We start from the raw sequence: 24661 nt of genomic DNA on the forward strand, positions 1-24661 counted from the left end.
TGCGAACGTTGTGCGCGAACCGTCACCATGAGCTACCGTGGTGGTGTGGTTCTGCGACGGTCGAAGAGACTGCTGATCACGATCGGCGCCGTCGCGGCGTTGCTCGCGGCCGGCGGGATCTCGGCTGCCTCGCTGGTCAACCGGCACGCGCCGGCCGAACCGGAGCCCCGGATCGTCGAGGCCGCGCCGCCGATGGCCCCGGACACGCACACCGTCACCAACCCCGCCGCGAAGCTCTCGTTCGACGTGACCGCCGACTGGGAGCCCGCCGACGACGATGAGACGCTCACCACATCCAACGGCGTCGAACTCGACCATCTCGTCGACTGGGGCCCGTACACCTGCCAGGGCGCGGAATACGGCCGCGCGTTCGCCGGCACCGGCGTCGCGCCGAACGACCACAAGGCCGCCCCCGGGCGGATAGCGGCGGACCTCGCCGCGGCCGTCGCGGCGGACCAGTACAGCGACGGGCACCAGACAGCGGCCGTGAACGTGGCCAAACCGCAACCGTTGACCGTCGACGGCGCACAGGGCGCGACCGTGCACGCGGAGGCGACCCTGATCCGCTCCGGCGACCCGTGCGCGGGCGTCAAGGGCACGATCACGGTCATCGCGTTGCCCACGTCGGCCGGCGTCTCGGTGTTCGTGATCGGCGCGGACCTGACCCCCGGGCCACAGCAACCCACGCCGCTCCTCCAGGCCGACCGGGTATCCACGATCGCGGACTCGTTGCACGTCACGCACTGATCGTCAGGCGCGGAACCCGGTCGGGGCGCATCCGCACCAGCACCCCTAACCTCCGCAGGCATGGTGAACTTGCTGTCCGTCGGCCGCTCGACAGCAGATCCGGCCCTGGACGACTGGTACGTCGACGGCTCCTCCCTGGCCCGATGGATGTCCCGGTTCGAGTGCGAGGGTCCGATTCCCCGCGGCGACGGCGTCCTCGCCACGCGCCATCCCGACGACCTGCGCGCCCTGCTCGGCCGGCCCGTACCAAGCCATCTCCCGAGCCGCCTGGAGGACTGCGGCCTGCCCTCCGGAAGGGTGCCGCTGTACAGCTGCTCGCGATGCGGCGCCCCCGAGTGCGGCGTCTTCGCCGTCCGGGTGACATATGACAGGGCAACCGCCCCGGCCACGGTCCACTGGACCGACTTCGCCTGGGAGTCCGACAGCGACCCGGCGCCCGGACCGTCACCGGACTACGCCACACTCCCGACGATCAAGTTCGACCTCGTGCGGTACGAGACCGTGCTCCGTCAGTTGCTGCACTGACACCGGACCGACCTTGGGTGTGGAGTCAGCATGACCGGTCAGGTGAACGAAGATCAGCGCGTTCGTCGCCCGGAAGGTTGAATCCATGACCGACGGTTAGTGCCCATACCGGATGTCAGGTTCCTCTAACGTTCGTGTCAGCTCATTCACAGGTTTGTCTCACCTGTTCGGGATCTTGCGGCTACATGTATTCCACTGCCATCCTCGTATTAGCAACATTCGCCAACAAATTCGCCGTCGACTCCGTATCGAATCGAGCTCGCAGATCGGCGCAAAATTCTGTTCACGGTATAGGTCCGCCTGTATTCCGATGATGTCTATAGGAGTTCCCATATGCGAAAGATTGCAGCATTTGCCGCCATTGTCGCGACATCGACGGTTCTGCCGCTCGCCGCGCAGCCGGCTGTCGCCGCATCGGAGACGACGACCAGAGTCGGGACCAGCGCACCCGCATGCGTCAAGATCCGAGCCTGGGACGACGGCGCTTACAGCTACCAGAGGGCGACCAACACCTGCGGTCGACAAATGACAGTTCGACTGGTGTGGACAGTGGCGACGACCCATTGTGAGACCCTCGAAAACGGAGAGTCCATGACCTGGCAGGTGTTGCGGCCCGCGTGGGGACACGGAGCCGAAATGTGCTCCGAAAATTGACAGAAGATGCCGCGTGCGGAGAGCAGCTGACCTACGTCTGTCGGGCCTGCCTCTCCGCACGCGGTTTCTTCGGCCGAGACGTCGATATCCGTAATGGCGGGCGGCGATGTTTGGCCAGGACTCTGCGCACCCTGATCTTGGCGGCGGGGTGAAGGCGCCTTGTTGGCTGGACTGGTTCGGGCCGCTGCTTGAACCGGAAGCGGCCAGCGGGCCGTTCGCCAGTCCACCCGGTGCCCTGGAGCGGGAACGTCACGATACCGTCCCCCCGTGGTGTACCCAGGAAACGGCCAGCAGCCCCCGCAGGACTGGGGGCAGCAACCCGGCTACCAAGGTCTCGGGCTCTACCAGCAGGGCGGCCCGCCACCGCGCAAACCCAGGAACTGGGTGATGATCTTCTCGATCATCGCGATCGTGCTGATCGTCGGCGCGGTCGTGACGATCGTGTTGCTCAACCGGGACAACGGCACACCGGCCGCGGACAACCCGCCGCCCAGCACACCGAGGAGCAGCGGCAGCGCGCCGAAGCCGCCCACGTCCTCGTCGATCCCCAAGACCAGCGGCCAGCCCGGGGACGCCCTGCAGCCCCGCAACACCGGCTGGACCGTGATCAAGAACGACAAGGCGAAGTTCATCTACGAGGTGCCGCCGTCGTGGAAGCCGGTGCCCGGCGCCACCTTGTCCAGCAAGGCCATGCCGGACGCCACGCTGTACTTCCCGGCCAGTGTCGGCGACTACCAGTGCCAGGGCGCCAACTACAGCCGTGGCGGCCTCGGCGGCGGAACCGTCGCCAGGGCCGACCCGACGGATGTGGCCATCAGCATCGCCAAGGCGTACGGCGCCGAGTTCTACACGAGCGGCAACGGGGTCGTCACCACCGGCACACCCAGGACCGTCAAGTCCGTCCTGGGCACGGACGGCAAGCCGCAGCTCGGCGTCCAGGTGGACGCGACCATCGCCGCCACCGGCAACGAGTGCTTCGCGAGCAAGGGCAAGGTCTCCGTGCTGGTGATCGACAACGGCGGGAGCACGCTCCAGTTCCTGGTGGTGAACGGCGACGTGGAAGGCGGCCCGGCCACCCCGCCGCCACCGGCCGACGCGGACCTGCAGAAGATCGTCGACAGCGCCCGCGAGTACTAACGCCGCGCACGGACAAATGCGACGACGCCGCCGACGACCAGGACGGCGGCGGGCAGGATCAGGTTCGCCACCGCGGTCAGTCGCTCGTCGGGCCGGGGAGTGGTGAACGGGAAGAAGTGCGCCAGCCCTTGAAGGTTGGCGTGCACGGCGGCGATCAGGAACACCGCGCCCACCACACCGAGCCACCGGCTGCGCTCCGCCAGGGCGAGCACCAGCAGCGCGACCGCGATGATCACCAGCGCGACGAGTCCGTTGGCCATGTGCACTCCGAGGGTCGCGAAGGCGATCATCGCCAGCAGAGTGCCGACGAACACGCTCGCCGTGCGCAGTCCCCGCCACCGAAAGCCGGCGAACACCACGACGGCGCCCGTCGCGACCGAGCCGGCGAGGATCCACAGGGTGACGCCGGGCGTCTCGTACAGCCTGCCGGCCGCGTGCGACGTCTTCCACATGATCTGGCTGCCGACCACGAACGCGGCCACCGCAGCACCACCGGCGGCCAGGTGGTCGCTCACGCTGCCCGCCTGCCTGCGGTACCACCACGCGGTCGCCGCGAAGCCGAGCAGCAGCGCGATCACCCAGTACCACTCGACCATCACCGGGTAGCGCAGCCGGTACACCCACGGCAGGGCGAACGCCGGGAAGGGCCCGATGTCCTGGTACGCCGTCATGTGCGGGTCGCCGGCGGCGGACACGTAGAACACCGGTGCGACGAGCACGAGGAGGCCAAGGACCAGCAGCGGAAACGCGTATCCGCGGCGCAGCGCGGTCTTCTCGCCGAGGAGCTCGGCCGGGCGGTCTGGCATGTCTTCCCCCGAGGAGTGATCGCGTCCCGGACAGATTTTCATTGCCAAGGAACATGTCAAGCGTCACGCGACACGCCGAAGAGGTCGCCCGATCGTGTCACTATGAGCGAATGGGTAACAGAACGCTCATACTGTGGGACATCGACCTGACCCTGGTCGACCTCGCCGGCATCGGCCGCGAGTGGTACACCACCGCGTTGGCCAACGCCATGGGCCTGTCCCTGTCGCACCTGCCGGCATTCCCCGGACGCACCGAACGGGCGATCACCTCCGAGTTGCTGACCGCCCACGGCGCCGCCGCCACCGAGGAGGAGATCCAGCTGATCTTCACCGAGCTGATCGCGATCGCCCAGGCCGAACGCGACCTGCTGGGCGGCCGCGGGCGCGTGCTGCCCGGCGTCGCCGAGGTCGTCGCCGCACTGGGCGAACGCGACGACGTGGTGCAGAGCCTGGTCACCGGCAACCTGGCTGAGGTCGCGGACGTGAAACTGGCCCCGTTCGGCCTGCTCGACCACATCGACCTGGAGATCGGCGGCTACGGCTCGCTGTCCACCGACCGCCACGACCTCGTCTCCGCCGCCATGCGCCTGGCCGCGGCGAAACACGGCCACACCTTCGATCCCTCCTCGGTGGTGGTCATCGGGGACACGCCACACGACGTCAGCGCGGCGTTGCACCACGGCGCCGTCGCCATCGGCGTCGCGACCGGACGGCACAGCTTCACCCACCTCAAAGAGGCCGGTGCGCACGCGGTGTTCCGTGACCTGTCGGACACCGAGCAGGTCCTTTCCACCGTTCTCAACCGCCGACCGCAGGACGGCCACTAGTCTGTTTGCCGTGAGCACACCGTCTGGGGGCTACCAGGGACTCGGTTTCTACAGCGACGACAAGCCGCCGAAGAAGAACACCGGTCTGCTGATGGCGATCGCCGTCGCGGCAGTCGTCCTCCTCGCCATGGTCGCGACCGTACTGATCGTGGGCGTGCAGAACAGCACGCCCGGCCAGGCGGTGGCCGACCCCGGCGCGAAGCCGAGGGCGAACAGCGGCAGCTCCAGCCCGTCCTCCCGGGACCCGTTGCAGCCCAAGGCCAGCGGCGCGCCGATGGTGCCGGGCTGGACACCGATCCCGATCAACGACGGCAAGGACATCAACACCACCAAGGCGTATGACGTGCCGCCGAAGTGGGAGCCGCTGAACTTCCCGGCGATCTTCGGCAACGGGACGGAGAAGACCACCGTCTACATCCCCGCCCTCTACATGAAGGGCTACTGCGAGGGCAAGTCCACCACGTTCCGGTCGATGGCCGGCCTGATGCTGGTGCCCAACAAGGGCGACGCGAAGGACCAGGCCACCGGCGCGGCCACGAAACTGGCCAACGCCGTCTACACCACCGACGCCGGCGCCAAGCCCACAGTGGACACCACCGCCCCGACCCCGGTGAAGATCGACAACGGCAAGGACGGCCTGGCGGTCACCGCGCACGTGTCCGGCATCGCCCCCGGCCCCAACGACAAGTGCAACGCGTCGACGTCGGTGATCATGCTGGTGATCCTGCCCGGCAAGGCGCCGGACGACCCCAGCCTGGTGATGACCGCCTGGGCGGACCAGGGCTTCCCGGAGGCGACGCCAGAGGGTGACCTGCAGAAGATCGTGACGAGCATCCACCCGGCGAACTGAACCTTTCCTGCTGTGGCAGGAGGGCCGGGTGGTCCTCCGGATTGATGTCGTGGCGGCGGGCGTGTGCCTACGGTCGGGTGCATGTCGGGTCATGTAATGGTTTCGTTCAAGCGTCGGGTGTGGGTGCCGATTGCCACGGCTGTGGCGGTCGTCGCCGCGACGGCAGCACCGGCCACCGCGGCACAAGGTGGCCTCCTGGATCGGGCGTTGGCGGCGGTGCACGCGGCCGGGATGCCCGGCGTCTACGCCGAGGTTCGAGACGGCAGGCGGACGTGGCAGGGCGCGTCGGGAGTGGCCGACACGGCCACGGGAAGGCCGGTGCGGCCGGATTTCGAGCACCGGGCGGGCAGCACCACCAAGACGTTCGTCGCCACGGGTGTGTTGCAACAGGTCGCAGCGGGCCGGATCGATCTGGACGCGCCGATCGCGCGTTATCTGCCCGGCCTGGTGAAGGACGAACGGGGCCGGAAGGTCACCGTGCGGATGCTGCTCAACCACACCAGCCGGATCGCCGACTACGTCAGCATCGGCGGGCTGTGGGCCACCACGGACGACATCTACCGGACCCGGCTGACCAGCTACGCGCCGGAACGGCTCGCTGAGATCGGGCTGAACCTGCCGCCGCTGCCGGGCGAGCCCGGCAGCGAGCATTCCTACTCCAACACGAACTACGCCATCCTCGGCCTGCTGCTGGCGAAGGTCACCGGGCAACCGGTCCGGGACTACCTGACGCGGAACGTGATCCGCGCGGCCGGAATCGGCCGCACCACGTACTTTCCCGGCAACGACCCGGTGATCCGTGGCCCGCACTCCCGCGCCTACGACAGCATGTACGGCACCTGGAACCCGCCCAAGGACTTCTCCGTCACCAACATGTCCTGGGCCGGCACGGCCGGGGAGATCGTGTCCACCGTCGACGACCTGAACCGGTTCTACCGGGCCCTGTTGCAGGGCCGGCTGCTGCCGCCCGCGCTGCTGGCCGAGATGAAGAAGCCCGGTACCGCCGACACGACGTACGGGCTGGGTATCTTCTCGCTGCCGATCCCCGGCTGCGGCACGTTCTGGGGACACGACGGGGGCGCGTTCGGCATGGGCACCTACGCGTTCAGCACCGAGGACGGCACCCGCCAGATCGCGATCGGCATCAACATGCACAAGTACCAGCAGATCGGCCCCGACGGGCAGATCCAGCAACACGCGATCGACCGCGCGATCGGCGGCCTGATCCGAGCAGGGCTATGTCCCAGCTCGCCAGCCACCGAGCTCCCCCTGGATGGTGTGCGGGGCTGACCCCGCACACCATCCGTGGGTCAGCCCTGGACGAGCGTCTTGATGTGGGCGACGGCCGAGTCGACCTCGATGTCCGTCCGGTCGCCGGTCCGCCGGTCCTTCACCTCGACGACGCCGTTGGCCAGGCCACGGCCGACCACCACGATCGTCGGCACGCCGACCAGTTCCGCGTCCGCGAACTTCACGCCCGGCGAGGACGTCCGGTCGTCCAACAGCACCGACACGCCGGCACTGTCCAGCTCCGCCGCCAGCTTCTCAGCGCCCTGCCGGATGCTGTCGTCCTTGCCCGCCATCACGATGTGCACGTCGAACGGGCTGACCGCGCGCGGCCACACCAGACCCTTGTCGTCGTGGTACTGCTCGGCGATCACGGCGACCGCGCGGGACACACCCACGCCGTACGAGCCCATGGTGATCCGGATCGGCTTCGAGTCCGGGCCGAGCGCGTCCAGGCCGAAGGCGTCCGCGTACTTGCGGCCCAGCTGGAAGATGTGGCCGATCTCGATGCCGCGCGCCGCGACCAGGGTGCCGGTGCCGTCCGGGGCCGGGTCGCCCTCCCGGACCTCGGCCGCCTCGATCGTGCCGTCCGGCGTGAAGTCCCGGCCGCACACCAGGTCCACCACGTGATGGTCGGCCTTGTCCGCGCCGGTCACCCATGCCGTGCCCCGGACCACGCGGGGGTCGACCAGGTAGCGCACGCCGTTGGCGGCCAGCGCGCCCGGCCCGATGTATCCCTTGACCAGGAACGGGTTCGCGGCGAAGTCACTGTCCTCCAGCAACGCCACCTCGGCCGGTTCGAGCGACGCCTCAAGGCGTTTCATGTCGACCTCGCGGTCGCCCGGCAGGCCCACCCCCAGCAGCGTCCACTCCTTGGCGCCGGGCTGGCGGGTCTTGAGCAGGACGTTCTTCAACGTGTCCGCGGCCGTGAACTTCCGGCCGAGGTCCGCGGCGTTGAGGAAGTCCACAAGGGACTCGATGGTCGGCGTGTTGGGCGTGTGGTGGATCTGCGCGTCGGCCTTGTCCGCAATGGACTGCTCCGGGGGCGCCGGGGTGACGACCGCTTCCACGTTGGCCGCGTAGTCCGAGCCGGTGCTACGGACGTACGTGTCCTCACCCGACTCCGCGACGGCCAGGAACTCCTCCGAGGCCGACCCGCCCATCGCCCCGGACGTCGCCTTGACGATCACGTACTCCATGCCGAGCCGGTCGAACAGCTTGATGTACGCGTCCCGGTGCAGCTGGTACGACCGGGCCAGACCCGCATCGTCCAGGTCGAACGTGTACGAGTCCTTCATCACGAACTCGCGGCCGCGCAGGATCCCGGCCCGCGGCCGCGCCTCGTCCCGGTACTTCGTCTGGATCTGGTAGAGGATGACCGGATAGTCCTTGTACGAGCTGAACTCGCCCTTCACGGTCAGCGCGAAGAGCTCCTCATGGGTGGGGCCGAGCAGGTAGTCGGCCCCTTTCCGGTCCTTGAGCCGGAACAGGTTCGGGCCGTACTCGGTCCACCGGTTGGTGGTCTCGTAGGGCTCACGCGGCAGCAGCGCGGGGAACTGGATCTCCTGCGCGCCGATCGCGTCCATCTCCTCGCGCACGATGTTCTCGACCTTGCGCAGCACCCGCATGCCCAACGGCAGCCACGAGTAACCGCCCGGGGCCACCCGGCGGACGTAGCCGGCGCGTACCAGCAGCTTGTGGCTGGGTACCTCGGCGTCCGCCGGATCCTCACGCAAGGTGCGCAGGAACAACGACGACATCCTGGTGATCACGGCGTTCACATCCTCATGGCTGGTGTGCCCCAAGAGGGTAATGAACGCCGCCGTCGCTCTTCCAACCGGTTAAACGACCCGCTCGTTGCCGCCGTCGATCGGCACCTGCGCGCCGGTGGTGCACGCGAACGTGTCCGAGCACAGCTCGGCGACCAGCCGGGCCACCGCCGAACTGGTCACCTCCACGCCCAACAGGTTGCGGCGCTTGTACTCCTCGATCAGCACGCCGTAGTGCGACGCCCGCTGCTCGATCAGCTCCCGCGTCCAGATCCCGGTGTCGAAGACGGCGTCCGGATGGACCATGTTCACCCGGATGCGGTCCTTGGCCCACTCCAGCGCCGCCACCCTGGCCAGCTGGGTCACCGCCGCCTTGGACGCCGAGTACGCGACCGCCCCCGGGCCGGGCGCCGGCACGTTCTTGGAGGAGATGACGACCACCCGGCCGCCTTTCGGCGAGTGCTTCAACAGCGGGTGGACCTGGGTGAACAGCTCGGCGACCGCGTCGGAGTTCACCGCCATGGTCTTGCGCCAGGCCGCCGCGGACAGCTCGGCCACCGGCATGCTGCCCGGGAACACCCCGGCCGACGGGACGACGATGTCGACCCCGCCGAACCGTTCCACCCCCTGCCGGATCGCCGCCGCCATCGCCTTCGGGTCGGTGACGTCCGCCTGCAGCCCCAGGTAGTCCGTGGTGGACTCGGACGCGGTCAGGTCGATGCCGACCACGCTCGCGCCCCTGGCCCGCAGCACGTCCGCGCACGCCTTGCCGATGCCGGACGCGGCGCCGGTGACCAGCGCGACCTCGCCGGCGAACTCGGGCGGCTCGCCGGCCAGCTTGAGCTTCGCCTGCTCCAGGTCCCAGTACTCGACCGCGAAGATGTCCTCCGGCGGCAGCGCCCGGTACGTCCCGACCGCCTCGGCCCGCTCGATGATCTTGATGGTGTGCAGGTAGATGTCCCGCGCGATGTCCGCGTCCCGGGCCCGCCGGCCGACCGTGAGCATGCCCAGTTCGGTGTCCAGCATCACCCGTGGCGCCGGGTCGAGCATGGTCAGCCCGGGAGTGGCGTTCGCCCGGAAGTACTGCTTGTAGTCGGCCATGTAACCGGTGGCGCCCCGGCCGATCAGCGGAATCCGCTTGGTCCGGATCACGTGGTCCGGGGTGGCCGGGCCGCGGCCGGCCACGTCGGCCAGGTCCGCCCGGCCGACGAACGACATCACCGCCGGGGTGGTGTGCCGGCTGACGATCATCGGCGCGCCCGCGGCCTCGGAGATCCGGGAGCGGATCTTGGCAAGCACGATCGCGGGCACCTCGGGCACCCTCGCCTCACCCGGCGTGTACTCGCCCAGATACTCCTCCGCCAGGGTGACCAGCTCGATGTGCCGGTCGTACGCCTGCTTGGCGTCGGTGCCGAACGTGACCAGGCCATGGTTCATCAGCACCATGCCCACCGTGTTCTCGGTGACGTGCCGCGGGTACAGGTCCACGACCTTGCGCGCCAGCTGGAACCCGGGCATGACGTACGGGATCACCACGACCTTGTCGCCGAAGACCTCTTGGACCAGCGGCTTCTCCAGGTTGGACAACGCGATCACGGCGTCCGCGTGGCTGTGCAGGATCGCCGCGTGCGGCAACGCGGCGTGCAGCAACGTCTCCACGCTCGGGTCCGGCGCCTTCGCGTCCAGCAACGCACACCGCAGCTCGTTCATCATGGCGCTGTCCGGCAGCTCCTCCACGTCCAGCAGCGCACGCAGCCGGGCCAACCGCAGCGGCGCGAACCCCGGGCGCTCGATGTCCGCGAGATCCCAGCCGCTTCCCTTGACGTACAACACTTCCACCGGGTCGCCGGTGACGTCGTCGACGACCACCTTCACCGAGGTGTTGCCGCCGCCGTGCAGCACCAGGTCCGGTTCGCCGCCCAGCAGCCGGGATCCGTGGACGCACTGGTCGAGTGGGTCGGTCGTGGTTTCAGCCCAACGGTTTTCCATGGATGATCCGTTCGTCGGTGACGATGGCGGTGACCAGGTCCGCCGGTGTCACGTCGAATGCGAGGTTCAGGGCCGGGGTGCCGGCCGGCGGGTCGATCTCGGCGGCGTCCCGGATCTCGATGTGCACGCTGTCGCCGTCCGGGGTGGCCATGTCGATCGTGGACTCCGGCGCGGCCACCACGAACGGAATCCCCTTGCGGGCCGCGGCGAGCGCCAGCGGGTACGTGCCGATCTTGTTGACCACGTCCCCGTTCGCGGTGATCCGGTCCGCGCCGACGACCACCGCGTCGACCATCCCGCGCGCCACCACCGTCGGCCCCGCGGAGTCGACCACCACGGTGTGCTCAACGCCCATCTGCTTGAGTTCCCAGGCCGTCAGGCGAGAGCCCTGAAGGAGAGGACGTGTCTCGTCCAGGAACACCCGGCCCAGGGCGTTGCGTTCCTGCAGGGCGCGCACGACCCCGAGAGCGGTGCCCCACTCGACGCACGCGAGCGCGCCCGCGTTGCAGTGCGTGTGCACGTTGACCCGTGGCCCGATCCGCTCGACGAGCCACTCCGCGCCGCGCTTGCCCAACGCGCTGTTGCGGCGAACGTCGTCCTCCAGGACGAACACCGCCTCCGCCACCACCGCTTCGACGCCGTGCTCCAGCTTGGCCAGCACCCGGTCGACACCCCAGGCCAAATTCACCGCGGTTGGACGCGCCGTCCGCAGCAAGGCGGCCTCCGCCCGGACGTCACCGCCGTTCACAGCCGACAACGCGACCCCCAGCGCACCGGCGACGCCGAGCGCCGGAGCACCCCGGATGGCGAGCCGTCTGATGGCGTCCACCAGGTCTTTCACCGTGTTGATGGACAGCGTGACCACGTCGCCGGGCAGCCGGGTCTGGTCGATCGCCACGACCCGCGCGTCGACCCAGTCGATGGTCCGCATGCCCCATGTGTAGCCGACTCGGCCGGTTTTGTCGGTGTGTGTCGTTAACGTTCGCGCCATGACACTCTCACTGGCGATGGTCACCATCGACTGCGCGGAACCGCGGGAGCTGGCGAAGTTCTGGACCGCCGCGCTGAACGCCCAGGTCGAGCAGGACTACGACGGCTTCTTCATGATCCTCACCCGGGCCGACGGCCCGGCCCTCGGCCTGCAGAAGGTGGCCGAGGACCTCACCGGAAAGAACAGAGTGCACATGGACCTGCACACCGCGGACCGGCACGCCGAGGTCGCCCGGCTGACCGAACTGGGGGCGACGGTCGTGGACGAGCAGAAGGTGCCCGGCATGGCCTGGACCGTCCTGAGCGACCCGGCCGGCAACGTCTTCTGTGTGGGCCAGCCCGGCGGCTGAGACACGGATCACGGCTGGTTCCAGGCTTGACTACAATCACTGTCCGTGCTCGTGCTGCTTCCGCCGTCGGAGACCAAGGCCGAGGGCGGCAGCGGACCGGCCCTTGACCTCGCCGCCCTGTCGTTCCCGGATCTCGACCCGGTCCGGGAGAAGCTCGTCTCGGCCCTGGTCGACCTGGCCGCCGACGTGCCCGCTTCACTGGCCGCGCTCGGCCTGTCCGAGCGTCAGTCCGACGAGGTGCGGCGCAACACGGAACTTCGTCAGTCGCCGACCGTGCCGGCGCTATCGCGGTACACAGGTGTGCTGTACGACGCTCTGGACGTGGCGGGGATGAAGCGGGCGGAGCGTGGTCGTGCCGGTGGGCGGCTGGCGGTCGCGTCCGCGCTGTTCGGGCTGGTGCGTCCGGACGACCTGGTGCCGTCGTACCGGCTGTCGGCGTCGAGCGCGGTGCCCGGCGTGGGGCCGTTGGGGGCGTTGTGGCGGCCCGCACTCGGGCCTGTCCTGGCTGGTCTGGACGGGTTGGTCGTGGACCTGCGGTCGGGTCCGTACGCGGCGCTGGCGAAGATCCCGGACGCGGTGACCGTCCAGGTGGTGTCCGAGCAGGTCGGCGGGCGCCGGCAGGCGGTGACCCACTTCAACAAGGCCCACAAGGGGAAACTCGCGCGAGCGCTGGCCACCGCGCCCCGCGAACCCGGCAATCTTGCCGGAATAGTCCGAATCGCCACGAAAGCCGGTCTTCGGCTGGAGCGGACGTCGGACCGCGGGTTCGAACTGGTGGTGTGACGTTCGCCAAGTCACGACGCGGCCCCGCAGGTCAAAACCAATATGCGAGATGCGGTAAACTGATCCAGTACCGCGAGATTCACTCGTGTGTGCTCCCCATCCAGCGGCGTACTTGGTCCCCGGACCGGAGCGCCGGGCTCGTCCGGCCGGAACCACCTGCTCGGGACGTGCCATTTTCCGAGAGGTTTTCGTGCTACCCACGTTCGACCAGCTGGGCCTGCCCCAGCCGCTACTCAACGCCCTGTCCCAGGCCGGCATCGCCGAACCGTTCCCCATCCAGGCAGCCACCCTGCCCGACGCGCTCGCCGGCAAGGACGTCCTCGGCCGCGCGCAGACCGGCTCCGGCAAGACGCTCGCGTTCGGACTCGCGCTGCTGTCCCGGCTCGACGGTGGCCGCGCCAAGCCGAAGCGCCCGCGCGCGCTGATCCTCGTGCCAACGCGTGAACTGGCCATGCAGGTGAGCGACGTGCTGTCGCCGCTGGCCCGCTCGCTCGGCTTGTGGTGCCGGGCCGCCGTCGGCGGGATGTCGTTCGTCAAGCAGGCCGAGGCGCTGCGCCGAGGCGTCGACCTGCTGATCGCGACGCCCGGCCGGTTGTCCGACCACGTCCGGCAAGGCACGTGCGTGCTCGACGACGTGCTGTACTCCGCGATCGACGAAGCCGACCAGATGGCGGACATGGGGTTCCTGCCGCAGGTCCGCGAGATCATGGACCTGACCGACCCGAACGGCCAGCGGCTGCTCTTCTCGGCCACTCTGGACGGCGACGTCGACCAGCTGATCAAGCAGTACATGACGAGCCCGGTCACCCACTCGGTCGCGCCCGCAACCGCCAGCGTGACCACAATGGACCACCACGTCCTGCTGGTGTCCCGTGAGGACAAACCAGCGGTGGTGGCCGAGGTCGCGGCCCGCGAAGGCCGCACGATCATGTTCGTCCGCACCAAGCACCACGTGGACCGCCTGGCCACCCGCCTGCGCTCGATCGGCATCAACGCCGGCGCGCTGCACGGCGGCAAGGCGCAGGGTGCCCGCACCCGCGTCCTCGGCGAGTTCAAGGACGGCCACACCCCGGTGCTGGTCGCGACCGACGTCGCCGCCCGCGGCATCCACGTCGACGACGTGAGCCTCGTCGTCCACGTCGACCCCCCGGCCGACCCCAAGGACTACCTGCACCGCGCCGGCCGCACCGCCCGCGCCGGCCAGTCCGGCACAGTGATCACCCTGATCACCCACGACCAGCGGCACAGCGTCCGCCGCCTGACCGACCGCGCCGGCGTCCGCGCCCACAACGTCCGGGTCCGCCCAGGCGACGCGGAACTGATCCGCATCACCGGCGCCCGAACCCCCAGCGGCGAACCAGTCCCCGAGCGCCCAGTACCCGCCGCCCGCCCCAAAGCCCGCACCGGCGGCTACAAAGGCCGAAAGTTCGGCAACACCAACGCAAAGCGCGACGGCGGCAAATTCGGCGGCCCCAAGCGCGACGGCGGCAACCGTTCCTTCCGCGGCAAGCGCGAAGGCGGCCGCTCAGAACACGCCACCCACCGCTGAGTCCGTTGGCTGGCCTCGGCACACCACCGAGGCCAGCCAGCGCGACCAACCCGATCTGTGCTAACCTTTAAGTGCGCTGGCCACTAGGCCATCGAAGTGGACCCGGCAGCCCCTCGGACGGTGGGCGGGCCGGGTTCTGCGCTATCCGGGGTCAGAGAGTTCGCACACCGACGACCATTTCCCTAACTCGTTGACGCCAGGGATCGCCACGCTGCCAGCACCACGCGATCGCATCAGGGATGGCAAGCAGCGGTTCTTCGTGCGTGCGAAGGTGCTCATACCGCAGTTTCACGCAGTTCACCTCATGAATCCGCGCGTACAGAACTCGATTGTCCATGTCGACAATCGAGTCGTCACGTTCCAGAACCAACATTCGGGCGTCCTGAATCACCAAATCCGTGACAAGCTCGCGTAGACACGCTTCTCGTTGCCGTCGTCGAGGTAGCGCCGATCCATCGTAGATCGTCGCCAACGGCGAGAACTCGGCGATGCGGTCAAGGATCATCTTTCGTCGCCCGTCGTTCTCCTGGATGAAGTGGATCCGACGCTGTCCTGGCATCACCAGCCCACGAATGGCGCGCCGAGCCGCGGCGAGATCGGCAGGGTGCACAGCAGCCGCGGTGAGCAGTACGCCTCTCGCCTTTGTCTCGTCCACGAACACGTGTGCGGACATCCGCCCATTATGTCGATCACCACCGACAGTCCCGATTGGACTACTCCTTGATAACCGGTGGCGATCAAGTCGGTCGCGAGGTTCACTCTGCGGTGTGGGCAAGGGAGGTCTGGAATTCTCGTGGCCGGCCGAGGTGGCTGGGCACGTTGGTGGAGTGTGGCGGTGCAGTGGGGTGGTGCCGTTGGCTTTGCCTGGGCCTGGGGTTGACGTGCTGCGGTTCCCTGATCGGTCTTGGTGGTTGTCCGGGCCGGAAACCGTTGCCAGGCAAGGCTTTGTGGTAGGTACGTTGGTTGGGGTTCGGTTGCTTCCTGGGGCTTGTCCCGTGGTGTTCGGGGTCGCCGCAGATGAGGTGCCGTTGGCGGGCATGCCGCTCGCTCAGGAGGATTTGCGGGAGGCGGTCAAGGGTTGCGGGAACCCGGACGACCGGGTTCTGCGGGTGGTACGGGCGATGCGCACGAAGCCGAATGAGTCGGTGCGGTGGCACGCGGGTGAGGTGGGGTTGTCGGAGCGGCAGTTGCGGCGGCGGTTCGCGGTCGCGGTGGGGTTGGGGCCCAAGGTGTACCTGCGGATGGTCAGGTTGCACGCCGCGATGGCGATTGCCCGTCGGCAGTCACGGCCTGAGTGGGCGGACATCGCGGTCCGGTGCGGTTTCTACGACCAGCCGCACATGCTCGCCGAGTTCAACCGGGCGGTGGGGATGTCCTGTGGCCGTTTCCTCCAATCCGAGCGGGCGGCGGCGTAGCAAGGTCTCCAGGTGTGTACTTCTCAGAAGCCTTGGGCGCGTGGATCGCGACCCGGTACGCGGATGTCGACCGGGTACTGACCGACCACGTCACGTTCTCCTCCGACGAACTCCGTTACAGCGCACAGGAAATCCCGCACCGAGACAACCCCGTGCTCAGCAGCCTCGTGGCGACGGACCCACCCAGGCATCACGAGTTGCGCCGGATCGTGAGTCAGGTGTTCACACCGAGGGCGGTGGCGAATGTTGACATTGAGACCACTGTGCGCGGCCTGCTGGACCGGGTCGGGGACGAGGCCGACGTTGTCGACGGGATCGCGTATCCGATGTCCGTGACCACCATCGCCGGGCTGCTCGGGGTGCCCGCGGACCCGGACTTCATCCGCTGGACCGAGGCGATCACGTCGTTCGCCGGGGTGTTCACCGAGGACGACACCAGGAAAGCCGAGTTCCACCGGGCACGCGCCGAGATGACCGACTACTTCCGCGCCGAACTCGCCCGGCCGCGGGGCAGCGACATCATCGGCACCCTCGCCAGATCCGGACTGGGCGGGGACGAGCTGGTCGACTTCTGCTCATTGCTGCTCATCAACGGCCACGAGACCACCAAGACCCTGCTCGTCAACGCCGTCATGAGCCTGTACGGGGGCGACCGGCGAACTGCGGGCCGATCCGGACCTCCTGCCGGGCGCGATCGAAGAGGTCCTCCGGTGCCACCCGCCGGCCGGCGGCACCGACCGGTTCACCACCGCGTCAACCACGTTCGGCGAGCATGAGATCCCGGCCGGACAACGAGTGGTCGCCCTGATCACCAAGGCCAACCGGGATCCGTCCGTGTTCACCGACCCCGATCGGTTCGACATCCGCCGGAACCCGAACCCGCACCTGTCCTTCGGCCACGGCGTCCATTTCTGCCTCGGCGCGCACCTGGCCCGCAGGGAGGTACGGATCGCCTTGCGAGCCATGCTCGACCGGCTGCCCGGACCGTGGCGCATCGCCGACGTCCGAACCGAGGAGACACCGGTCGGCACCGACGTCCACCAGCTGAAGATCACCTGGGGTTAGGGCGTGAGCCCGGCGACCGGGCCGATCACGATCACAGCGGGCGGCCGGATCCCGGCCGACGCCACATCGTCGGCCACATTGTCCAAAGTGGACCGCACGATCCGCTGGGTGCGGGTGGTGCCCTCCTGGACCACGGCGACCGGAGTGCCCGCCGGGCGGCCGCCGGCCAGCAGGGCGTCGGCGAACGCGGCGATCCGCTCGACCCCCATCATCAGCACGATCGTGCCGGTCAACCGGGCCAGTGCCGACCAGTCCACAAGGGACGCTTCGGAGTCGGGTGCCACGTGGCCGGAGACCACGACCACCTCGTGCGCTACCCCGCGGTGCGTCACTGGAACCCCGGCGACGGCGGGAGCGCCGAACGCGGAGGTCACGCCGGGCACCACGGTCACCGGGACGCCGGCCTGGGCGCACGCGATCAGCTCCTCGAAGCCGCGACCGAACACGTACGGGTCGCCGCCCTTCAGCCGGACCACGAACTTGCCCGCCAACGCGTCGGACACCAACCGGTTGTTGATGAACTCCTGGCTGGCCGCGCGGCCGTACGGGATCTTGGCGGCGTCCACCACTTCCACCTGTGGCGCCAGGGACTCCAGCAGCTCGCGGGGGGCGAGACGGTCGGCCACCACCACGTCCGCCCGTGCCAGCAGGCGGCGACCACGGACTGTGATCAGCTCGGGGTCGCCGGGGCCACCCCCGACCAGGGCCACCCCAGGCAACGGCGACGGTTCCCGCTGGTCAGAGACACGCCCCTCGCGCAGCGCGTCCAGGATCGCGTCCCGGACCGCGCCCGACCGCCGGTACTCCCCGCCCGCGAGCACTCCCACGAGCAGCCCGTCATGGTCGCCGACAGCTGGGGTCACGGCCGTGCCCTCGGTGCCCGCGTCGGCACGGACACAGAACACCCGGGTCCGCTCGGCCTCGCCGGACACCTCGGCGTTGACCGCCGGGTCGGACGCGCAACTCACCACGTACCAGGCGTCGGCGAGGTCACCGTCCTGGTAGGGACGTTGGTGCCACACGATCTCGCCGTTGTCGGCCATGGCCTGGACGGCCGGAGTGGCCTCCGGAGCGACAACCTCGACCAGGGCTCCGGCGGACACCAGGCGCGGCAGGCGCCGCTGCGCCACCGTGCCCGCGCCCACGACGACGACCCGACGCCCTGCCAGCGAGAGACCTGCGAGGTAGTGGAGCTCGCCAGAAGAATTGGACACCGTCACCCGGACAGCATGCCCTCTCCCGCACCGGCCGGTCTCTTCGACTTGGTCACACCCACGGGTTAATGTGCGTCCGTGACGGAGTACGAGGTGCGCACGCTGGACCTTGCCGACGCCAAGGTCGCCACGCTGGTCCGGCTGCCCGCCGACCAGGCGACCAAAGGCGCGATCCTGTACGTGCACGGGTTCGCGGACTACTTCTTCCAGCGACACGTCGCCGAGCACTTCACCGCGCGCGGCTACGACTTCTACGCCGTCGACCTGCGGCACTACGGCCGTTCCCTGCGCGACGGCGACACGCCGAACTTCGTCACGGACATCGGGGAGCACTTCGAGGAGCTCGACGCGGCGGTCGACAAGATCCACGAGGACGGGCACACCAAGCTCGTGGTGATGGCGCACTCCACCGGCGGGCTGATCACGCCGCTGTGGCTGGACGCCCGCAAGGATCTCCAGGTCGACGCGCTCGTGCTCAACAGCCCGTGGTTCGAGCTCGCCGAACCGGCCGCGGCCCGCACGGTCGGCACCGCCTTGATCAAAGCCGTGGGCAAGTTCGCGCCGAAGCTGAAGCTCCGCGACGGTCTCGGGTCGGTGTACGGGCAGACCATCCACCGGGACCACCACGGCGAATGGGACTTCGATCTGCGGATGAAGCCGCTGGCGGCGTTCCCGGTGCTGGCCGGCTGGCTGCGGGCGATCCGAATTGGACACGCGAAGCTCCAACGCGGACTGAATGTCACCGTCCCGGTGCTCGTCCTGCACTCCAACCGGAGCCTGCTGCACGCCAAGGCGTGGTCGCGGGAGGCGATGGCCGCGGACACCGTGCTGGACGTCGCTGACATGGTCAAGTACGCGCCGCGGCTCGGCCCGGACGTCACAGTCGTGGAGATCCAGGACGGGCTGCACGACTTGTTCCTGTCCGCCGAACCCGTCAGGGCCAAGGCGTTGGCCGAGGTGGACACCTGGCTTGAGGCGCACGAGACCCACTGAACCCGCGCAAGCGCTTGCGCACACGCGCGCGTTTCCCGACAGTGTTTTCGTTGACCACGCCAGGCAAGCCCTATGCGAATCGGCCGGGCGATGCGACGATCGGTGCCAGGGACAAGAAAGTACTGCTGACGCGTACTTGTTTGGCCTACTGGAGGGTCCATTGCTGGAAGCCGCTCGCGTCACCAAGCGCTTCGCCGGCGTAACCGCCTTGCGTGGCGTGGATTTCCTGTTGGAGCGCGGCCAGGTGCACGCGCTCGTGGGCGAGCACGGCGCGGGAAAGTCCACTCTGGTCAAGGTGCTCACCGGGGTGTACAAACCGGACGAAGGCCTGGTTTTCCACAAGGGCAAGCCGGTTCACTTCACCGGGCCGGCGGACGCGTTGGCACACGGCATCAGCACGCTGTACCAGGAGCCCGCCCTGGTCGACTCGATGTCGGTGGCCGCCAACCTCTATCTCGGCCGGGAGCCGCGAAACCGGTTGAGGTTGGTCAGTTTCCGGCAGATGTACGCGAACGCCACGCGACTGCTCGACTCCTTGGGCATCGAAGTCGACCCACGCGCCAAACTCCGTTCCCTCACACCGAGTACGCGGAAGATGGTCGCTGTCGCCCGGACCGTCGACACCGAGGACGGCCTGGTGATCCTCGACGAGCCAACGTCCTCATTGGAATCCTGTTGGGTCGAGCGGGTGCACGGCGTCATTCGGCGGCTGCACGAGCGCGACGTGTCGATCCTGTACGTCACCCACCAGACGGCCGAGGCATACGAGGTCTGCGACACGGTTACACTGATGCGTGCCGGCCAGATTGTCCACACTGGACCGATCTCGGGCGGCCGCCCCGAGCCCACGGGTTAGTTGGTCAGACCAGACCAACCGTGATAAGCTGACGGCATGAGCGTGCAGGTGAACATCTACGAGGCGAAGACACGCCTGTCCCAGCTGGTCGACCAGGCGGTCGACGGCGAGGACGTGATCATCGCACGCAACGGTACCCCCGTAGCCAGGCTGGTCCCGTTCCAGCGTCCAGCCGCCCGCCGCCAGCCCGGCGCCTTACGGGGCAAGATCTGGATGGCTCCCGACTTCGACGAGACACCAGAAGACCTGATAGACCTGTTCTACGACGGAGACCCGGCCAATCCAGCATGAAGCTCCTACTCGACACCCATGCGCTGTTGTGGTGGTTCGACGGTGGCGACGACCTGTCACCCGAGGCCAAGGACGCCATCGGTGAACCGACCAACAGCACTGTCGTATCCACAGCGACCCTCTGGGAGATCTCGATCAAGCAGTCGCTGGGCAAACTGCGCATCGACGGCGACCTTCGACAACACATGCGGGACCAGTACTTCGAAGAGCTGCCGGTCGTCGGCGATCACGCGGTGGCTGTGCGGGATCTGCCCTTGCACCACAAGGACCCCTTCGACCGCTTGCTGATCGCACAGGCCCGAGTCGAAGGACTGATACTCGTCACCGCGGATCAGGCGATCGCCGCTTACGACGTGCCTGTGCTCGCGGCTCGTTGACTCAGCGTTTGCGCAGGCGCAGTGAGGTCCAACTGCCGTCCGCGGTCCAGCCGCCGTCGACGGGCAGGGCCACACCGTTGACGAAACCGGACAACGCCGGGTCGGCCAGGAACGCGACGGCCGAAGCGATGTCGTCGGGCGCGGCGAAGCGGCCCATCGGGTTCTGGCCGGTGATGTCGTCGTCGGTGTAGCCGCCGGAGGCCTGGTCGGCTTCGTCCATCTCGGTCTTCACCCAGCCTGGGCAGACCGCGTTCACCCGCACACCCCGCCCGCCCCACTCCGCGGCGAGGGTTCGGGTCAGGCCGATCAGGCCGTGTTTGCTGGTGTTGTAGGCGGCGCGGTCGGCGATTCCCTGTAGGCCCGCGATGGACGCGATGTTCACGATCGCGCCTGTGCCCGCCGTGAGCATGTCCCGGCCGAACTCCTGGCTGAGCAGGAACGGTCCGGTGAGGTTCACCTCCAGGACCCGCCGCCACTGGTCCACCGACGTGGACTCGGCCGGCCGCAGCAGCGACACACCCGCGTTGTTGACCAGCACGTCGACCCGGCCGAACCGGTCCCGCACCTGCTGGGCCAGCGCGGTGACGTCGGCCGGCGAACTCACGTCGGCCACCACGGACAGCGCGACTGGATCCGTGACCTCCTGGAGATCGACGGCCACGACGGCGTACCCACGGGACGTGAGCATGGCCGCCACGGACCGGCCGATCCCTTGGGCGGCACCGGTGATCACGGCGACGGGGGTCACGTGAACGGGATCAACTCGAAGGTGACGGCCGGCTGGCCGCCGAACCGTTCGCCGTTCTTGACGGCGTTGTCGCGGATGATCGCGTCCGCGTCGGTCATCGGGCCTCCGCCGAGGCCGTCGAGATACGCGCGATGGGCCTGCAACGACTTGACTCCACGGTCCAAACTGGACGGTGAGACGCCGGCGGCGTGGGTCGGGCCCGACGCTCCGCAGACCGCCACCCAGCGGACCCCGTTCCACGGCTCCAGTCCCAGGTCGCGGAAGATCCACCGGTTCCCGGCGTCGCCGACCGCGTCCACCAGTGCCAGCCCCAGGTTGCGGTGGTCCGGGCTGTTGCGGTAGCCGCCGCCCCAGGTGTCCTCGAAGTTCAGCGTGACGATCAGCTCGGGCCGGTGCCGGCGGATCGCGCCGGCCAGGTCGCGGCGCAGCCGCGGGCTGTGCTCGATCACGCCGTCCATGTGGTCCAGGAACTCCACCGCGGACACGCCGACGATCGAGGCCGCCTCGATCTGTTCCCGTTCCCGCAGCGGCCCGCACTTCTCCGGCGGGACGCTGTCGATGCCGGCCTCGCCGCGGGTGGCCAGCACGTACGCCACGGACTTCCCGGCGGAGGTCCACTCCGCGACCGCCGCGGACGCACCGTATTCCAGGTCGTCCGGGTGTGCGACGACGCCGAGCGCGCGCTCCCAGTCGGACGGTAGAGGCTCCAGGTCAGCCATGATCACACTCTACGCCCGCGCTGCGGCTGGGCCCGCGTCGTTTTCTTCGCCGCGGTCCTGGCCGGCTGTTTCCCACCGGTCTTCGCGGGTGTCGGCTTCTTCGCCTGTGCTGTCACGGTTTTCTTCGGCATCGAACTCGCGGCGGCCGCCTTCTTCGCCGGATCCGCGACTACCGTGACCTTCTTCGGTTTAGGCTCGGGCTGGGTGGGGACAGGCGTCTCGACCGGCTTCTCGACGGCACGCTTGGTCCACGTGGACCGGTTGCGGGACCAGCGAACCACGCTGCCCTCCGACACGGTTTTACGCGTCGCCGCGGTCTGCGTCCGACCTGCTGGACGCAGGACGCCGCCAACAATGAACAACGTGTGCCGCCACAACCGGTGCTGCTTCACGGTGGCGACCAGGTCGCCCACCGTGGTCCGCACCACGGTCTCGTCCGGCCAGGTCACCTTGTACGCCGCGACAACCGGGGTCTCGTCGTCGTAACCGCCGCCGCGCAAGGCTTCCACCAGTTCACCCGCGCGGGCCGCCGGGACGAGCACGGCCATGGTCGTACCGAACTGCGCGTACTGTTTGATCTGGTCCAGATCCGGCATCCCGGTGGTCTCCTGGCCCGCGCTGATCACCGAGTCGGCGACGTCGGGCTCGGTGAGTGCCGCACCGACCGACACGGCCGCCGCGGAAACCGGTGACACGCCCGCGATCACCTCGGCCGTCAGACCGATCCGCGCGCACACGTCCAACTGGGCGCGCAGCCCGCCCCACGTCGCCAGATCGCCGCCGTGCAGCCGGACCACGCGCAGCTTGTCCCGGACCGCGCGCCGGTAGATCTCGACGAGATCGTCCTCGGCGTGCCGGGCCGTGTCGACGAGTTCCGCGCCGGCTTTGGTGTTCTCGCGCACCCAGACGCCGTCGACGACGCTCGGCGTCCACAGCACCACGTCGGCGTCACCGATGCGGCGAGCGCCTCGTACCGTGATCAGGTCCGGCGCACCCGGACCTGCTCCGACAAAGCTGATTCCCGCACTCACTCATCGACCGTACTGTGTCGACCACCGACCCCCTACGGGGGCCCACCCCCACCGGGAGGTGTAGCACCTCCCTTGCGCGCCCCACGGGTTCGCGATGCGACACTCCAGGGCGTGACTTCCACTGGCGACCGGGTCTTCGACTGGATCGACGCGCGGGCTGACGAACGCCGCCGCGCGGGCTTGACCAGGCAGTTACGGCCACGACCGGCGGACAGCACGCTGCTCGACCTGGCCGGCAACGACTACCTCGGGCTGTCCAAGGACAAGCGGGTGAGCGGTGCGGCGGCCGCCGCGGCACTGCGGTGGGGCGCCGGGTCGACCGGGTCACGGTTGGTCACCGGCACCACCGAGCTGCACACCGAACTGGAGCACGCGCTGGCCACTTTCTGTGGCGCGCAAGCGGCTCTGGTGTTCTCGTCCGGGTTCGCGGCGAACCTCGGGGTGATCACGGCACTGTCCGGAAAAGGTTCGGCAATCGTTACCGACGCCTACATCCACGCGTCCCTGATCGACGGTTGCCGGCTGTCCCGCGCGGACATCGCGGTGGTCGGGCATTCGGACCCGGCGGCGGCCAAGCGCGCGCTGGAGACGCGCCGGACCGAGCACGCCCTGCTGGTCACCGACTCGGTGTTCTCAGTGGACGGAGACCTGGCCCCGCTGCGGGAGTTCGCGCAGGCGTGCCAGGAGCACAACGCGGGCCTTGTGGTGGACGACGCGCACGGCTTCGGCGTGCTCGGCGAGGGCGGCCGGGGCGCGGTCGCCGACGCCGGACTGATCAAGGAGCCGAACGTCGTCACCACGATGACGTTGTCGAAAGCCCTTGGTGCGCAAGGAGGTGCCGTTCTCGGACCACGCCGGGTGATCAAGCACCTGGTGGAGACCGCGCGGAGTTTCATCTTCGACACCGGACTGGCGCCCGCCAGCGCCGCGGCCGCGCTGACCGCGTTGAACGTCCTCAAGGAGGAGCCGGAACGGGCCGAGCGGGTCCGTGCGGTGGCGATGACGTTCGCGACCCAGCTGAAGGCCGCCGGCTGTCAGGTGTCCAAGCCGGACGCGGCCGTGATCGCGGTCCGGGCGCCCTCCCCCGAGGCGGCGGTGACCTGGGCGGACGAGTGCCGGACGGCCGGTGTCTGGGTCGGCTGCTTCCGGCCGCCGTCGGTGCCCGACAAGGTCTCCCGACTGCGGATCACGGTCCGGGCCGACCTCACCGACGCCGAGGTCGACCGCGCCCTCGACGTGATCACGCGGTGCGCGCCGCCCGGCGCATCGTGATGTGCGGGATGTCGTCCTCGTCCCGGTACTCCTCGCCTTCGGCGACGTATCCGAACCGCTCGTAGAACGCGCGGGCGTACGTCTGGGCGTCCAGGACGCTGGGGGCGTCGCCGAGGTCGGCGACAGCAGCGGCCATCACCTCCTGCCCCAGACCGGACCCACGGGCCGTCAGCGCGGTGCACACTCGGCCGATCCGCAGCTCGCCGTCGGGTTCCGTCAGCACGCGCAGGTAGGCGAGCACACGGTCATCCTTGGCGAGCCAGTAGTGGATCGTGCCGGGCTCCAGGTCGCGGCCGTCCACGTCCAGGTAGGCCGCTTTCTGTTCGACGACGAAAACCTCGGCCCGCAGCTGGAGCACGGACTGCAACTCGCCCGCGGTCAGCTGCGGGCCGCGTACCTTTCCGGATCTCACCCGGC

General features: G+C 68.9%; 27 protein-coding genes. 17 read left to right on the plus strand and 10 right to left on the minus strand.

What is annotated here, in order from left to right:
• Positions 1-45: 45 nt before the first annotated feature.
• The 3 genes from EV192_RS27520 (at position 46) to EV192_RS27530 (ending at position 3063) form a co-directional block, all read left to right on the plus strand.
• Complete coding sequence (locus tag EV192_RS27520; protein WP_132120398.1) at positions 46-747, plus strand: DUF8017 domain-containing protein; 702 nt, start codon at positions 46-48, stop codon at positions 745-747.
• Positions 748-807: 60 nt separating this feature from the next.
• Positions 808-1272, plus strand: coding sequence for a hypothetical protein (locus EV192_RS27525; RefSeq protein ID WP_132120400.1), 465 nt, complete (start codon positions 808-810; stop codon positions 1270-1272).
• Between the two features lie 921 nt (positions 1273-2193).
• A complete protein-coding gene (locus EV192_RS27530; RefSeq protein WP_132120402.1) occupies positions 2194-3063 on the plus strand; it encodes a DUF8017 domain-containing protein in 870 nt (289 codons plus the stop codon).
• On the opposite strand, the gene EV192_RS27535 is transcribed toward EV192_RS27530, so the two are convergent.
• Complete coding sequence (locus tag EV192_RS27535; protein ID WP_132120404.1) at positions 3060-3869, minus strand: hypothetical protein; 810 nt, start codon at positions 3867-3869, stop codon at positions 3060-3062. The two genes, EV192_RS27530 and EV192_RS27535, sit on opposite strands and share 4 nt — an antisense overlap.
• A 110-nt stretch (positions 3870-3979) precedes the next feature.
• On the opposite strand from EV192_RS27535, the gene EV192_RS27540 reads away from it, so the two are divergent.
• The 3 genes from EV192_RS27540 to EV192_RS27550 all read left to right on the plus strand — a co-directional run bounded on the left by EV192_RS27540 (position 3980) and on the right by EV192_RS27550 (position 6836).
• Positions 3980-4696 (plus strand): HAD family hydrolase, encoded by a 717-nt coding sequence (locus EV192_RS27540; RefSeq protein ID WP_132120406.1) that lies wholly within the window; start codon positions 3980-3982, stop codon positions 4694-4696.
• A gap of 10 nt (positions 4697-4706) precedes the next feature.
• On the plus strand, positions 4707-5546 hold the full coding sequence (locus EV192_RS27545; protein ID WP_132120408.1) for a DUF8017 domain-containing protein: 840 nt from the start codon (positions 4707-4709) through the stop codon (positions 5544-5546).
• Positions 5547-5627: 81 nt separating this feature from the next.
• Positions 5628-6836, plus strand: a complete 1209-nt coding sequence (locus tag EV192_RS27550) for a serine hydrolase domain-containing protein (protein WP_207926260.1) — start codon at positions 5628-5630, stop codon at positions 6834-6836.
• 20 nt (positions 6837-6856) lie between these two features.
• On the opposite strand, the gene EV192_RS27555 is transcribed toward EV192_RS27550, so the two are convergent.
• The 3 genes from EV192_RS27555 to mtnA form a co-directional block, all read right to left on the minus strand.
• Positions 6857-8605: a proline--tRNA ligase gene (locus tag EV192_RS27555; RefSeq protein WP_132120410.1), complete on the minus strand. Its 1749-nt coding sequence runs from the start codon at positions 8603-8605 to the stop codon at positions 6857-6859.
• 69 nt (positions 8606-8674) lie between these two features.
• Positions 8675-10591 (minus strand): bifunctional aldolase/short-chain dehydrogenase, encoded by a 1917-nt coding sequence (locus tag EV192_RS27560; RefSeq protein WP_132120412.1) that lies wholly within the window; start codon positions 10589-10591, stop codon positions 8675-8677.
• Entirely contained in the window at positions 10572-11522 is a 951-nt protein-coding gene (gene mtnA / locus EV192_RS27565) for an S-methyl-5-thioribose-1-phosphate isomerase (RefSeq protein ID WP_132121454.1), read from the minus strand. Before mtnA ends, EV192_RS27560 begins: the two co-directional genes overlap by 20 nt.
• A gap of 58 nt (positions 11523-11580) precedes the next feature.
• On the opposite strand from mtnA, the gene EV192_RS27570 reads away from it, so the two are divergent.
• The 3 genes from EV192_RS27570 (at position 11581) to EV192_RS27580 (ending at position 14263) form a co-directional block, all read left to right on the plus strand.
• Entirely contained in the window at positions 11581-11931 is a 351-nt protein-coding gene (locus EV192_RS27570; RefSeq protein ID WP_132120414.1) for a VOC family protein, read from the plus strand.
• Positions 11932-11976: 45 nt separating this feature from the next.
• Complete coding sequence (gene yaaA / locus EV192_RS27575) at positions 11977-12714, plus strand: peroxide stress protein YaaA (protein WP_132120416.1); 738 nt, start codon at positions 11977-11979, stop codon at positions 12712-12714.
• Between the two features lie 190 nt (positions 12715-12904).
• Positions 12905-14263, plus strand: a complete 1359-nt coding sequence (locus tag EV192_RS27580; RefSeq protein ID WP_243727104.1) for a DEAD/DEAH box helicase — start codon at positions 12905-12907, stop codon at positions 14261-14263.
• 151 nt (positions 14264-14414) lie between these two features.
• Here EV192_RS27580 and EV192_RS27585 read toward each other — a convergent pair whose 3' ends face one another.
• Positions 14415-14924: a hypothetical protein gene (locus EV192_RS27585; protein ID WP_243727105.1), complete on the minus strand. Its 510-nt coding sequence runs from the start codon at positions 14922-14924 to the stop codon at positions 14415-14417.
• Positions 14925-15258: 334 nt separating this feature from the next.
• Between EV192_RS27585 and EV192_RS54070 the strand changes: the two genes are divergently transcribed.
• From EV192_RS54070 to EV192_RS27600, 3 genes are read left to right on the plus strand one after another with little or no spacing between them, the layout of a single operon-like run.
• On the plus strand, positions 15259-15678 hold the full coding sequence (locus EV192_RS54070; protein ID WP_165960635.1) for a helix-turn-helix transcriptional regulator: 420 nt from the start codon (positions 15259-15261) through the stop codon (positions 15676-15678).
• Positions 15679-15692: 14 nt separating this feature from the next.
• Positions 15693-16454 (plus strand): cytochrome P450 family protein, encoded by a 762-nt coding sequence (locus EV192_RS27595; RefSeq protein WP_132120424.1) that lies wholly within the window; start codon positions 15693-15695, stop codon positions 16452-16454.
• Positions 16372-16743: a cytochrome P450 gene (locus EV192_RS27600; protein WP_243727161.1), complete on the plus strand. Its 372-nt coding sequence runs from the start codon at positions 16372-16374 to the stop codon at positions 16741-16743. Before EV192_RS27595 ends, EV192_RS27600 begins: the two co-directional genes overlap by 83 nt.
• Here EV192_RS27600 and cobA read toward each other — a convergent pair.
• Positions 16740-17963: a uroporphyrinogen-III C-methyltransferase gene (gene cobA, locus EV192_RS27605; RefSeq protein WP_243727106.1), complete on the minus strand. Its 1224-nt coding sequence runs from the start codon at positions 17961-17963 to the stop codon at positions 16740-16742. The two genes, EV192_RS27600 and cobA, sit on opposite strands and share 4 nt — an antisense overlap.
• A 72-nt stretch (positions 17964-18035) precedes the next feature.
• Here cobA and EV192_RS27610 point away from each other — a divergent pair, with 72 nt between their 5' ends.
• The 4 genes from EV192_RS27610 to EV192_RS27625 all read left to right on the plus strand — a co-directional run bounded on the left by EV192_RS27610 (position 18036) and on the right by EV192_RS27625 (position 20474).
• Complete coding sequence (locus tag EV192_RS27610; protein WP_132120428.1) at positions 18036-18950, plus strand: alpha/beta hydrolase; 915 nt, start codon at positions 18036-18038, stop codon at positions 18948-18950.
• A gap of 160 nt (positions 18951-19110) precedes the next feature.
• On the plus strand, positions 19111-19806 hold the full coding sequence (locus EV192_RS27615) for an ATP-binding cassette domain-containing protein (RefSeq protein ID WP_165960636.1): 696 nt from the start codon (positions 19111-19113) through the stop codon (positions 19804-19806).
• 36 nt (positions 19807-19842) lie between these two features.
• Positions 19843-20097: a type II toxin-antitoxin system Phd/YefM family antitoxin gene (locus EV192_RS27620; RefSeq protein WP_132120432.1), complete on the plus strand. Its 255-nt coding sequence runs from the start codon at positions 19843-19845 to the stop codon at positions 20095-20097.
• Complete coding sequence (locus EV192_RS27625) at positions 20094-20474, plus strand: type II toxin-antitoxin system VapC family toxin (protein WP_132120435.1); 381 nt, start codon at positions 20094-20096, stop codon at positions 20472-20474. The genes EV192_RS27620 and EV192_RS27625 overlap by 4 nt, the downstream gene beginning before the upstream one ends.
• A gap of 1 nt (position 20475) precedes the next feature.
• Here EV192_RS27625 and EV192_RS27630 read toward each other — a convergent pair whose 3' ends face one another.
• Genes EV192_RS27630 through EV192_RS27640 form a run of 3 tightly spaced genes read right to left on the minus strand, consistent with a single transcriptional unit; the run spans position 20476 to position 22972 of the window.
• Positions 20476-21222 carry an SDR family NAD(P)-dependent oxidoreductase gene (locus EV192_RS27630; protein ID WP_132120437.1) on the minus strand — a complete coding sequence of 249 codons (747 nt, stop codon included), beginning with the start codon at positions 21220-21222 and terminating at the stop codon, positions 20476-20478.
• The gene (locus EV192_RS27635) at positions 21219-21941 is read right to left on the minus strand and encodes a PIG-L deacetylase family protein (protein WP_132120439.1); all 723 of its coding nucleotides are present in this window, start codon (positions 21939-21941) and stop codon (positions 21219-21221) included. The genes EV192_RS27630 and EV192_RS27635 overlap by 4 nt, the downstream gene beginning before the upstream one ends.
• A gap of 2 nt (positions 21942-21943) precedes the next feature.
• Positions 21944-22972: a cobalt-precorrin-4/precorrin-4 C(11)-methyltransferase gene (locus tag EV192_RS27640; protein ID WP_132120441.1), complete on the minus strand. Its 1029-nt coding sequence runs from the start codon at positions 22970-22972 to the stop codon at positions 21944-21946.
• A gap of 111 nt (positions 22973-23083) precedes the next feature.
• On the opposite strand from EV192_RS27640, the gene EV192_RS27645 reads away from it, so the two are divergent.
• A complete protein-coding gene (locus EV192_RS27645; protein ID WP_132120443.1) occupies positions 23084-24244 on the plus strand; it encodes an 8-amino-7-oxononanoate synthase in 1161 nt (386 codons plus the stop codon).
• On the opposite strand, the gene EV192_RS27650 is transcribed toward EV192_RS27645, so the two are convergent.
• The gene (locus tag EV192_RS27650) at positions 24213-24656 is read right to left on the minus strand and encodes a GNAT family N-acetyltransferase (RefSeq protein WP_132120445.1); all 444 of its coding nucleotides are present in this window, start codon (positions 24654-24656) and stop codon (positions 24213-24215) included. The two genes, EV192_RS27645 and EV192_RS27650, sit on opposite strands and share 32 nt — an antisense overlap.
• Between the last annotated feature and the right edge of the window lie 5 nt (positions 24657-24661).

The sequence above is a fragment of the Actinocrispum wychmicini genome, from assembly GCF_004345645.1.
Lineage (GTDB): Bacteria > Actinomycetota > Actinomycetes > Mycobacteriales > Pseudonocardiaceae > Kibdelosporangium > Kibdelosporangium wychmicini.